11 protein-coding genes are annotated in these 11,620 nt (G+C 43.4%); 10 read left to right on the top strand and 1 reads right to left on the bottom strand.

Going from position 1 to position 11,620, the window contains the following annotated elements; genetic code table 11:
• Window positions 1–336: 336 nt before the first annotated feature.
• The 10 genes from rsmG (at window position 337) to FQV37_RS00655 (ending at window position 10,337) form a co-directional block, all read left to right on the top strand.
• Complete coding sequence (gene rsmG, locus FQV37_RS00700) at window positions 337–1,053, top strand: 16S rRNA (guanine(527)-N(7))-methyltransferase RsmG (protein WP_160020884.1); 717 nt, start codon at window positions 337–339, stop codon at window positions 1,051–1,053.
• A 238-nt stretch (window positions 1,054–1,291) separates the two neighbouring features.
• Complete coding sequence (locus tag FQV37_RS00695; protein ID WP_057759431.1) at window positions 1,292–2,071, top strand: ParA family protein; 780 nt, start codon at window positions 1,292–1,294, stop codon at window positions 2,069–2,071.
• 157 nt (window positions 2,072–2,228) lie between these two features.
• Window positions 2,229–3,398, top strand: a complete 1,170-nt coding sequence (locus tag FQV37_RS00690) for a ParB/RepB/Spo0J family partition protein (RefSeq protein WP_160020883.1) — start codon at window positions 2,229–2,231, stop codon at window positions 3,396–3,398.
• 100 nt (window positions 3,399–3,498) lie between these two features.
• Window positions 3,499–4,224 carry a MotA/TolQ/ExbB proton channel family protein gene (locus tag FQV37_RS00685; protein WP_160020882.1) on the top strand — a complete coding sequence of 242 codons (726 nt, stop codon included), beginning with the start codon at window positions 3,499–3,501 and terminating at the stop codon, window positions 4,222–4,224.
• A 65-nt stretch (window positions 4,225–4,289) separates the two neighbouring features.
• A complete protein-coding gene (locus tag FQV37_RS00680; RefSeq protein ID WP_057759437.1) occupies window positions 4,290–4,721 on the top strand; it encodes an ExbD/TolR family protein in 432 nt (143 codons plus the stop codon).
• A gap of 141 nt (window positions 4,722–4,862) precedes the next feature.
• Entirely contained in the window at window positions 4,863–6,584 is a 1,722-nt protein-coding gene (gene msbA, locus FQV37_RS00675) for a lipid A export permease/ATP-binding protein MsbA (RefSeq protein WP_205962039.1), read from the top strand.
• A 66-nt stretch (window positions 6,585–6,650) separates the two neighbouring features.
• Window positions 6,651–7,781: a tetraacyldisaccharide 4'-kinase gene (gene lpxK, locus FQV37_RS00670; protein ID WP_160020880.1), complete on the top strand. Its 1,131-nt coding sequence runs from the start codon at window positions 6,651–6,653 to the stop codon at window positions 7,779–7,781.
• A 49-nt stretch (window positions 7,782–7,830) separates the two neighbouring features.
• Complete coding sequence (gene kdsB / locus FQV37_RS00665; RefSeq protein WP_160020879.1) at window positions 7,831–8,643, top strand: 3-deoxy-manno-octulosonate cytidylyltransferase; 813 nt, start codon at window positions 7,831–7,833, stop codon at window positions 8,641–8,643.
• A gap of 104 nt (window positions 8,644–8,747) precedes the next feature.
• Window positions 8,748–9,878 (top strand): DNA polymerase III subunit delta', encoded by a 1,131-nt coding sequence (locus FQV37_RS00660; RefSeq protein ID WP_160020878.1) that lies wholly within the window; start codon window positions 8,748–8,750, stop codon window positions 9,876–9,878.
• A 111-nt stretch (window positions 9,879–9,989) separates the two neighbouring features.
• The gene (locus FQV37_RS00655) at window positions 9,990–10,337 is read left to right on the top strand and encodes a PilZ domain-containing protein (protein ID WP_102090942.1); all 348 of its coding nucleotides are present in this window, start codon (window positions 9,990–9,992) and stop codon (window positions 10,335–10,337) included.
• Window positions 10,338–10,503: 166 nt separating this feature from the next.
• Here the strand turns inward: FQV37_RS00655 and ppk2 are convergent, their stop codons facing one another.
• Window positions 10,504–11,583 (bottom strand): polyphosphate kinase 2, encoded by a 1,080-nt coding sequence (gene ppk2 / locus FQV37_RS00650; protein ID WP_240990897.1) that lies wholly within the window; start codon window positions 11,581–11,583, stop codon window positions 10,504–10,506.
• Window positions 11,584–11,620: the final 37 nt, after the last annotated feature.

Genomic DNA, 11,620 nt, shown 5'->3' with positions numbered 1-11,620 from the left:
AAAAAGTATTAAAGGAATATGAGAAGTGATTGGTTTTATCTAGTCATGCGTATTCTGAGTTTTTTATAATCAATCATGACATCTTACAAGATATAGTCACCTATTAGCGAAGTCATTAAGCGCAATTTTGTATCATATTTAGACAAATGCTTGAGTAAAACTGGTAAAAAACGAATGAATTAATCAACGAATTGGAGGCAATCAAAGCAGAATAACGCCTCATGATAAGCGTAGATAGTATAAGATGTCCCACATTGGCGCAATCTGCAACTATTCAATGGGCAGACTGCATGATAAAATAAACGGTTCACAAGTCAAAACTGGATAACTCGTTGTATGTCAGCTTCCGCTAAAAACTCTTCATCGTCTGCTAGTATGGGTAATATCAATATTGATCCGACTGGTTTCGTAAAGCTTGGTTCACAACTGCCAAAGCTGGCCAATATCTTGGCGCAAGCGATAAATGAGCTGGGTCTGCCGTTAAGTGAAATGCAGCAGCGCACGTTATTATTGTACTTAGACCAGCTTTTACTATGGAATAAAGCGTATAATCTGACCGCCATCACTGATCCAGAAGAAGCGCTAATCAAGCATGTGATAGATTGTTTGTCTATTATAACGCATTTACCTGCCGGATCGTTGCTAGATATCGGCACGGGAGCAGGGTTGCCAGCAGTTATTATTGCCATTTGTCAGCCTGAGCGCCAGTGTACGGCTCTTGATAGCAATCAGAAGAAAGTCCGCTTTATTAAGCAAATCAGCAGCGAGCTTGGCTTGAGTAATATGCAGCCGATCGCATCGCGTATTGAAGCGCATGAAGCAAGCTATGCGGTGGTGACATCACGAGCGTTTGCCAGTTTGATAGATTTTGTAGAAGTAGCGCAGCCGAGATTGGCAGATGGCGGCTTCTTATGCGCTATGAAAGGTAAAGTACCGAATGAAGAAGAGCTGCAAGCACTTGATAGTGATTGGCATATCAAAACCATTAAGCTGACGGTGCCAAGTTTGCATGACAATCGTCATTTAATTGAAATGTCTGCTAAAGATAGCTAAGGCATAAACACTTCGCAGTCATGAAACAGGCACTGTTTTTTGTGAAACACAGTTTACGTCTGTATCTAAATGACATAGTATTTAAAAGCATTTAAAATGCTTGACCGCAAACTGAGCATTTTAGACCATAAATTGCTTATTTTTAAATACTAAGCGAGTGTCGCTGTACAAGATTGAATAAAAATAATTGTACCAACCGAGTCAAAAGTAATAGACCCTAATAAAATTGAGTGAGTGTATGGAAATCATAGCCATTGCGAATCAAAAAGGCGGTGTGGGTAAAACCACAACGGCAGTAAATTTGACCGCCAGCTTGGCTGCTAAACGCAAGCATGTACTGCTGATTGACTTAGACCCACAAGGCAATGCGACCAGTGGTACAGGTGTTGACAAAAACGAGTTGGATCTTACCATAGCGGACGTTTTGCTAGATGGTGTCGCGTTGTCTGAAGCAATTGTTACCAGTCCTGCTGGGTTCGATGTCATCGGTGCCAATCGCGATTTGGCTGGCATGGACATTACCTTAATGAGTAAGACGGACAGTCATGAACTGTTTAAAACCGCCATGGCTGAATTGGTTAACGATCAGGTATCCACGCAAAAACAGCCATACGATTATGTGATTATCGATTGTGCGCCTAGTTTGAATCTACTGACGATTAATGCGTTGGTGGCTACGGATAGTGTGATTATCCCTATGCAGTGTGAGTACTATGCACTAGAAGGGTTGGCTGACTTATCGCAAACGATTGAACGTCTTACAGAGTTGAACCCTAAGCTATATATTCGCGGTGTGGTCAGAACGCTATTTGATGCACGCAACACGCTTGCCCGTGATGTCTCTACTGAGCTAGAAGCGCATTTTGGCGATATCATGTACAAGACTCATATTCCAAGAAATATTCGCTTGGCAGAAGCTCCTGCGCACGGCTTACCAGTTATTGCGTATGAGAGGTGGTCAAAAGGCGCACGCGCGTATCAAAAGCTGGCCGCTGAAGTGATGAAACAAAGCAACTAGTTTTTATCTAAAGTTCTTACAAAGGATTTTTAGATAAAAAGCGTCACTGATCAGCACAGTGAATGAATAGCATAAGTATAAAACACTTAACATTGTATTTAGTAAGCCGCATCAGTAATCAATTGGCTTTTATTTTAGCGTTAGAGGATAGGTAATCATGGCGAAGAAAAGAGGGTTGGCTGCTAATCGGGGCTTAGATGCCTTATTAGGGTCAATCAAAAAAGAAAAGCAAATTACCGCCTCTGCCTTGCAAGACGACATGGTGGCGCGTGAAAATGCTGCGCCAGATATTAATGTGCCTGTAGAGGCTAATGCGCCTGTAGATACTGTATCCACAGATATAGCGCCTGATATCACTCCGACAAAAGCCAGTAAAAAATCATCTGCGAAGACTACTGATAACGATGCTGCTAGTGAGAGTAGTACTCGCGCGCCACGTTCATCTCGTGCTACCAGCAAGGCGTCGCTCAACAAATCGCGTGGCAATAGTGCAGATACGAACGCAACCGAAGATCAGATTAGCCTTGTCCAGATCGATGTCACACGTTTGCAAGCAGGTAAGTACCAGCCTCGTCGTGATATGAGTGAGACAGCACTTGCAGAATTAGCGTCTTCTATCGAGCAGCATGGCGTGATGCAGCCTATCGTTATCCGCCCGCTATTGGCAAATGAGGATAAGAGTGAAGCATTTGTCACTCACGAAATTATCGCTGGTGAACGCCGTTGGCGCGCTGCAAAAATGGCAGGAAAAGCGGTTATCCCTGCGATTGAGCGTGCTTTATCGGATGAGTTAGCGATTGCCCTAGCATTGATTGAAAACATTCAGCGCGAAGACTTATCAGTGATTGAGCAGGCAGCAGCATTGCAGCGTTTTCATACCGAATTTGGTATGAGTCATGCCATGATTGCTGAAGTCGTTGGTAAGGCGCGTACAACAGTATCGAATCTACTGCGTTTAAATCAGCTGCATGATACAGTAAAAGACCATTTAGCCAACAGTGCGCTAGATATGGGTCATGCTCGTACACTTTTAGCATTGTCCTCTGAACAGCAACCTATCATCGCGCAAAAGATTATCGATGGTGGTATGACTGTGCGAGAAGCTGAAAAATTGGTCAAATCAATCTTGCAGCCAGCGCCCAAAATCAATCGTGCTGAACAAGCGCAATCTCGTGATGTAGAGCGTTTGACCCAAAGATTGACAGACATGCTTGGTGCTGAAGTCAAACTAAAGCATAAAAAAGATGGTCAAGGTAGTGTTGAGATATTTTTCCACAATCAAGATCAATTAGCTGCGTTGATTAAACATATAGAAGCTCAAGCTTAATAACGTTTGCGAGTTAGCCGTATCTATCCAATTGCTAAGTCGCCTCTGTAATAATTATTTTGTAGTGATCGTTTTTGCAAAAATATGGAAGAGAGTAGGTATGTGGGAGTTGGTAAAAGCAGGTGGCTGGCTAATGACACCTATCGTGGTCTGTTCTATATTGGCATTAGTCATCATTATTGAACGTAGCCATACGCTACAGTTTAACAAAGTCGCTCCTAGCAGGTTGCGCGAACAGCTAATAACTCGTTTACGTGAAAATGGCGATATTGGCCGCACACAATTGATGAATGTGAAAGAAAAGACGGCGCTTGGCGATATCTTGGCAACGGGTTTGCTATATCGTCAGTACGGGCTAGAGTCGATGACGATGCACATGCAAAATCGTGCCAGTGTACAAGTTCATCAATTAGAAAAAAACATCAATATGTTGGGTACTATCGGTGCGATAGCGCCGTTGCTTGGCCTATTAGGTACGGTACTAGGAATTATCTCTTCATTCTTAGCGATTACCGATGGCGCAATGCAAGATCCGACGATGCTAGCCGCTGGCGTGTCACAGGCACTAATCACTACCGCTGCTGGTATGATTGTTGCTATCCCTGCGCTGGTTGCTTATCGTTATTTTCAGCGCCGTATCATTGATATAAATGCTCAGTTTGAGACTCAAGCAGGTCTTATGATTCAAGAGCTGTATGATTATCATTTGCTTGCTAGTGCGCAGTCATCTACAGCTTCTAGCCGTCTGTCAATAGAAGATAGTATTGTGCAAGAACGTTCATTCGGTGGGTTGGATTCGGATAAGACTAGCATAGCGGCAGTGTAGTCAATGCGGTTTTAAAGAATAGAAATCTTGAGCCTATACATGGTAGCTGAATTAAAGAGATTGATATGCGTTTTAGAAAACCAACGGTTGAACCACTTGAAATTAATCTAACACCGATGATTGATTGTTTACTGTTTTTGATTGTGTTTTTATTACTTGCTACCTCATTTAATCACTTTAGTCGTTTAAATATTATCCTTCCTGAAGCGGAAGGTGTCGCACTGACAGAACAAAACAACAGTATCGAAGTAGCTGTGCAAGAAGATGGTAGCTATTTGGTCAACGGCATTACACTTGCTAGTAGCAATGAGGCTGAACTGACCAGTATGTTGCAGCAAGAGGCAGGCAGCAATCGCGATATGCTATTTGTCATTGCAGCGGATGCCAATGCGACCCATCAGTCTGTGGTACGAGTGATGGATATCGCTGGAAAGCTCGGATTTTTGAATTTAAACATCAGTACAGTGGTGCCACTTGGCCAAACGCTGCCGCAATAAAATATATAGCCTTATCATCATAAAACTGTGTGACACACAGCCCATTCATACCACGATACCCAAATTGAGGCTTTTATGAGCCAAGCTTATTTACCTGACTCTAAAAAATCTTCTGCTAAAAATGCATCGGCAGTATCGCCCATTACGCCTAAGAGTAAGACACTATTACGCTTATTAAGGTATTTAAAGCCTTACTGGTGGGCATTGCTATTGACGGCTTTAGGTTTTGCAATTAATGCAGGGACAGAGATTTGGACTGCCAAGCTTCTGCAATATATTACGGATGCTATCAATCAGAATGATCGAAGCAAACAAACCTTATTTCCACTATTGATTATATTGCTATTCTTTGTGCGCGGGGTTGGTAGTTTTTTGGGTAACTATTACTCTGCATTGGTCTCACGCAACTTAGTCTATGAGCTACGTGTAGAAGTTTTTAATAAATTACTGCGCTTACCTAGCTCATTTTATTTGGCCAATCCAGCCGGTACGATTTCATCGAAATTGATATTTGATGTTGAACAGGTCACGGCCGCCAGTACAGACTCAATGAAGACCTTGCTGCGTGATGGTTTGACCGTTGTCGCATTGATTGGCTTTTTGTTTTATAGCAATTGGCGTCTAACGCTTATTTTATTTGTGGTATTGCCACCAATACTATGGCTGGTGCGTATTGCATCAAAGCGCTATCTTAAGCTCTCAAAAGGTATCCAAGAAACGATGGGTAATGTCAGTCACATTACCAATGAAGTCATTGGCGGCTATCAAGTGGTCAAAAACTATGGTGGTCAATCATACGAGTCAGCACGTTTTGACAAAACATCCAAGAAAAACTTACGCCAAGGTATGAAGGTAGTTGTTACCAATAGTATTAATACGCCAGCCGTACAGCTGTTGATGGCGGTTGCGATGGCCGTTGTCGTCTGGCTTGCACTGCGACCTGCAGTAATAGATGATATCTCAGCAGGTGAGTTCATCTCTTACATTGCAGCCGCAGGTTTATTGAGTAAACCAGTACGTTCGCTGACTGATATTAATCAGAAGCTGCAAAAAGGTCTGGCTGCTGGTGAGTCGATTTTTGCGCTACTTGATGAGCCAGAAGAGGAAGATACAGGCACAATCAGTAAAGCGCTATCAGGGCAAATGTCGTTAGACAATATCAGCTTGGTTTATCCAGATTCGACGGTGGCTCTACGTGACTTTACCTTGAATATAAAAGCAGGCGAGACAGTTGCATTAGTAGGGCGAAGTGGCGCGGGCAAGTCGTCATTAGTCAATTTATTAACACGTACTCTAGAGACCTCTTCAGGGCAAATCACATTAGACGGTATACCTATTGAAGACATTAAGTTAGAGAGTTTGCGTGCCCAGATTGCAATGGTGAACCAACAGGTAGTATTGTTTAATACTACTGTATTCAATAATATTGCTTATGGTGGCCTAGCTGATAAGACTCAAGCTGAGGTTGAGCGAGCAGCAAAAGATGCCTTCGCTCATGACTTTATTATGAAAATGCCAAACGGTTATCAGAGTGAAATTGGTGCCGAAGGGTTGCAACTATCTGGTGGTCAGCGTCAGCGATTATCGATTGCTCGCGCGCTACTAAAAGATGCACCGATTCTAATTTTAGATGAAGCCACTAGCGCGCTGGATAATGAGTCTGAGTATTATATCCAGCAAGCGCTCGATAATGTGATGAAAGACCGCACCACATTGGTCATTGCCCATCGATTGACGACTATCGAATCAGCTGATCGTATTGCTGTGATGGATGGTGGCCAGATTGTTGAGTTAGGAACGCATAATGAGCTAATGCAACTGCAAGGCCACTATGCGCAAATGTATGCTCGAGATTTCGAGTAGTCAGTTTAAAAGCTTTTAGCCAATTTTCACGCAGCCATGAACCAATAAGATAAGCGATATTGATTAATGAGTATTGAGACGATAGTCACCCGCGCATGGCAACGTCAAGCTGTTTGGTTATGGTTGTTGCTGCCTGTCAGTTGGTTGTACGGTTTCATCACCTTGCTGCGTCGTCAAGCTTATAAGGCTGGGCTATTATCAAGCTATCGAGCACCTATTCCCGTGATGGTCATTGGTAATATCAGTGTGGGCGGTAGTGGTAAGACGCCGCTGATTATTGCTCTGGTCAGCTACTTACAGAAAAAAGGCGTAAAAGTAGGGGTAATCAGTCGCGGGTATGGCGGTGATACGAGTCAAATGCCTGCATTGGTTAGTGCTACCAGTTTGCCCCATGTAGTAGGGGATGAGCCGTGCTTGATTGCTCATATGACAGGCGCTGCTATGGCAGTGTGCCCCAATCGCCAGCAAGCGATTGCTACTCTATTAAAGACAGAGCCTAATTTGCAATTGATTATTGCAGATGATGGTTTGCAGCATTATGCACTACAGCGTGATATCGAATGGATTGTGGTAGATGCCGCCCGTGGGTTTGGTAATAAGCAACTATTACCAACGGGTTTTTTGCGTGAGCCAGTGTCACGGTTAGAGGGTGCAAATGTTATCTATCATGAAAAACCAAATACGGATTTAACTCTGACTTCTAAAAGTGGTAGTAAGATACGGTCTGCTGACCGTTTGACCATGCATTTGCAAGCTGGTGAGTTACAGCGCCTATGGAATCCTACATCGAGTGTAGCTCAACTAAGTAGTGTAAAGCCTCCTGATAACAGCCGCGTCCATGCTGTTAGTGGTATCGGTTATCCGCAGCGGTTTTTTGATACCTTAGAGTCCATTGGCTTTGAGGTCATAGGGCATCCTTACCCTGACCATTATGATTTTAGTTTGGCTGAGCTTTTACAATATGGTGATTATCCTATCATCGTAACCAGTAAAGATGCGGTAAAAATCAGCGCATTATTGGCAGACTATACAGCAACACAAGCACTCAATGATGAGTATGTAGAACTTGTCAGTAGACTATGGATGTTGCCAGTGACGGCTGTATTATCAGAGAATAGTTATCATAATCTAGATGCGCAGCTAAAGGCGCTAGGGATTCGTAACGACCATGATATGAACACGTCAGCCTCATTATAAATATCAGCTAATGTTTTAAATCGCCGTATAATTTTTATAGGAATACGCCATGTCGTTCGTCACTACACCTGCTAAAACCCATATCGTGATTCCTGCACGTTTTAAGAGTACACGACTACCTGGTAAGCCATTGCTAACTATTCATGGTAAGCCGATGATACTTTGGGTAGCAGAAAAAGCGCAGACAGCAAGTTTTGCTGATGACATGTGTATAGCGACTGATGATGAGCAAATCGCAAAAGTTTGCACCGATGCAGGTTTTGATGTGGTTATGACCAGTAGCGAGCATGCTTCAGGTACGGATCGTTTGGCAGAGGTAGCAGCTATCAAAGGTTGGGCTGACCACGATATTGTGGTGAATATGCAAGGCGATGAACCCCTCGTACCGCCATTGCTTTTGGAGCAAGTACAGGCGCTTTTGGTAGCAGATGAGGATAGCGTGATGGCCACACTCTGTGAGCCTATCGATGACTATGATACGTTCCAGCGGCCATCGGTAGTAAAAGTGGTCAGCCGATTTGCTAATAACTCACAACGTGCGCTCTATTTTAGCCGTGCACCGATTCCTTGTGATCGTGATGTTGTATTAGCTGATAATAACCAGATGCAACCACCAAAGAACGCCTATCGCCATTTGGGTTTATACGCTTATCGTGTCAGTCTATTACAGCAGTTCGTAAACTGGCCACAAACGCCACTTGAGATACTTGAAAGCTTAGAGCAATTACGTGTTTTAGAAAACGGTCAGCATATCGCCATCGCAGAAGCTGCCTGTCAGCTACCAGCTGGCGTCGATACACAAGAAGATTTAGACCATCTAAACGCGATGAGCTTAGATAACTTTCAAAACCCTACTAAGTAATAGTCTGAGCAAAGTTGCGTGTGATTCTAAGCTTCCTACGACGCTAAAGTATCGTTGTTGTGGCTATACCTGAAATACCTAATCAATGTGACAGAGCCATAACCATGAATAATTTGACAGGAAATATGGACGCACTAGATAACACAGACCGTATATATTTTGCGCCACTATTGCCATGGCAAAAAGTACTGTGGTTACAGTTGACCGAGCGCGTACTTAAGCAGCAGTCTTTGCCGCATGCATTGCTCGCTGCTGGTATGCAGGGTATGGGTAAACGCGCCTTTGTATGGCGATTGGTCGCTTGGTTATTGTGCCGTGAGCGTGGTACACACCCACTAGGTGCTTGTGAAGTATGTGAGAGCTGTCAGTGGCTCAAGTCGGGAACTCATCCAAGCTTGCAAGTATTGCCACTCGTTAGTATGCCTACCAGTGCCGAAAGCGATGCGCTTCAAGAAAAATCAAGCAGTACAAAAGATAAAAAAGGCGCTAAAACTACTAGCAATAGTGCTCTTAAAATCAAAGTAGATGATATTCGTGCTTTGCAGCCTTTTATTTATCAAGGGGGGCAAGGGATGCGTATCTGTGTGTTAGATCACGCTGAAAAAATGACGGTGGCCGCTGCTAATGCGCTGCTTAAAACATTGGAAGAACCACAAGCGCAGGTGCATCTACTTTTGATTAGTGATACGCCTGCTCAGCTATTGCCAACGATTAAGAGTCGTGTGCAACAGTTGGCACTACAGACAATTGAGCCGACTGTTGCTGTCGATTACGTGACGCAGGCGTTAGGTCACACGATTAACCGCGAAGCCGTCGGTACCGCTGCGATTGAACAGTTGATACAACTGGCCAACGGTGCGCCATTAGCTGCTATCGCCTTAGCGCAAGCACCATGGTATAGCAAGCGCAGCCTATGGCTGACCACATGGCAGGCATTACGTAGTGGTAAACGTAGTGGCGTGGCGGCAAGTGATTATTGGCAAGGTCAGCTTAATATTAAAGAATTTATACAGCTGTCTGAGCTGATGCTCCTTGATATACGCCGTGTCTGTTTGGGGCTGAGTGAACTACAAACGGATGTCAATCTATCAACGATATTGGCTACTTATCATCCTACTGATAGCGGGTTAGAGGCATTTGCCAACAGCGTGCAGCAGACCAAAATCGCACTGCAACAAAATGTGCAAGAAAAATTTGCCTATGATAAGCTAATGCAAGAGTTGGCAAGCTTATAGAGCCATGCTTGAGCATTTAATTAGTGCTCGAAAATTTACAATTGTTCTTAACTATATACTATCAATTATTTATATACACATATTAAACCCAGTTGATGAAGGAAGCTGACTATGGCAATGCCAGGACGTGGCGGGATTTTAACCTGTCATTATGAAAGTATCGAAATGTTATATGCCAGCTATTTATCTTTTGTCAGTAATGGCGCTTTGTTTGTACCATCTGACAAATCTCAGCAATTGGGTGATGAGGTGTTTATCGCTATCACGCTACCCAACTCTAGTGAGCGCCTACCAATGAATGGTAAGGTTGTTTGGATTAACTCTAAGAGTCAGGGCAGTCGACCTGCAGGGTTTGCTGTGCAAATTGGTAATGATGTCTCTGGCCAAAGAATCAAGAATGAAGTTGAGCGCTTGCTAGCGGGAAAAATCGATAGCTTGCAATCGACTTATACTATGTAGTATCTATTAATAACTAGGTAGTATCTAGAAATCACACCTGTATCTTTGATGAGTTTGGCTGTGATTTTTAACTTATAAATATAAAAAAAAGCAGCTTTATTAATTAGTAAGGCTGCTTTTTTAGATCAAGTTTCTTTAGATTTTTATAGTAGTAGGCGCTAGTCGCTTAATAACGAGGCGGCACATACATATCATCGGGAATAGGTTCGCGGTAGTACTTATCATCGCGTTTGCGATTGGGTAACTCAATTTCGTCACGAGGCACTTCTTTGTAAGGGATTTGGTCGAGCAAATGGGCAATACAGTTCAGCCTAGCACGTTTTTTATTATTGCCTTCGACAACCCACCAAGGTGCTTCAGGAATATGAGTGCGCTCAAACATGGTTTCTTTCGCTTTAGTGTAATCTTCCCAGCGTCGGCGCGACTGTAGGTCCATTGGTGAGAGTTTCCACTGCTTAAGCGGATCATATATTCGGCTCATAAATCGTGCATGTTGCTCATCATCAGTGATAGAAAACCAGTATTTTACTAAGCGAATGCCTGAGCGTACGAGCATACGCTCAAACTCTGGTACTGATTGAAAAAATTCTTCATATTGCGCGTCAGTACAAAACCCCATAACACGCTCAACGCCTCCGCGGTTGTACCAACTACGGTCAAACAATACGATTTCGCCTGCTGCAGGCAAGTGGGCCACGTAACGTTGGAAGTACCACTGTGTTTGCTCACGCTCAGTGGGAGCCGGCAGGGCAGCTACCCTGCACACGCGTGGGTTTAATCGTTGGGTAATGCGTTTAATGGCACCACCTTTACCAGCAGAATCCCGCCCTTCAAAGATAACGACGATACGCTCACCGCGATCAACGACCCAATCTTGTAGTTTTATCAGTTCTCGCTGTAGTCGTACCAACTCTTGAAAGTAGGTGCGTCGATCCAGTTTTTCTTGCTCGCTCATCTCACGTCCGTTAAAACGAAAGTCACGTGCATAGTCATCTATTTCATTTTCTAGTTCTTCATCATATGTATCGATTAAGTCTTGGTGCATTTTTCGACGTAAATCATCATCAAGAATGTCTTTTTCGATGCGTTCAGTAAGAATGGCTTGTTCCTGATGGTACCGATCTATATCCTCCTCAGTCGTTAGAGATTGAAAATCAGCGGTTGCAAGCGGTTCTGTCATCACCAGTTTTTCAGAGCCAAAAATGACTTGCCTCATTTTTCTTAATAAAATTTTTGTCTTACCCATAAATATTACCTTTGTTTTGCGTATCGGCTTTTTTAAG

Source organism: Psychrobacter nivimaris (assembly GCF_009812035.1).
GTDB classification, from domain to species: domain Bacteria; phylum Pseudomonadota; class Gammaproteobacteria; order Pseudomonadales; family Moraxellaceae; genus Psychrobacter; species Psychrobacter nivimaris.
This window is presented reverse-complemented; position numbering and strand designations above follow the sequence as displayed.

Coding starts and splice junctions, on each gene's coding strand:
- rsmG (WP_160020884.1), top strand. CDS start 337: ATGTCAGCTTCCGCTAAAAACTCTTCATCGTCTGCTAGTATGGGTAAT.
- FQV37_RS00695 (WP_057759431.1), top strand. CDS start 1,292: ATGGAAATCATAGCCATTGCGAATCAAAAAGGCGGTGTGGGTAAAACC.
- FQV37_RS00690 (WP_160020883.1), top strand. CDS start 2,229: ATGGCGAAGAAAAGAGGGTTGGCTGCTAATCGGGGCTTAGATGCCTTA.
- FQV37_RS00685 (WP_160020882.1), top strand. CDS start 3,499: ATGTGGGAGTTGGTAAAAGCAGGTGGCTGGCTAATGACACCTATCGTG.
- FQV37_RS00680 (WP_057759437.1), top strand. CDS start 4,290: ATGCGTTTTAGAAAACCAACGGTTGAACCACTTGAAATTAATCTAACA.
- lpxK (WP_160020880.1), top strand. CDS start 6,651: ATGAGTATTGAGACGATAGTCACCCGCGCATGGCAACGTCAAGCTGTT.
- kdsB (WP_160020879.1), top strand. CDS start 7,831: ATGTCGTTCGTCACTACACCTGCTAAAACCCATATCGTGATTCCTGCA.
- FQV37_RS00660 (WP_160020878.1), top strand. CDS start 8,748: ATGAATAATTTGACAGGAAATATGGACGCACTAGATAACACAGACCGT.
- FQV37_RS00655 (WP_102090942.1), top strand. CDS start 9,990: ATGGCAATGCCAGGACGTGGCGGGATTTTAACCTGTCATTATGAAAGT.
- ppk2 (WP_240990897.1), bottom strand. CDS start 11,583: ATGGGTAAGACAAAAATTTTATTAAGAAAAATGAGGCAAGTCATTTTT.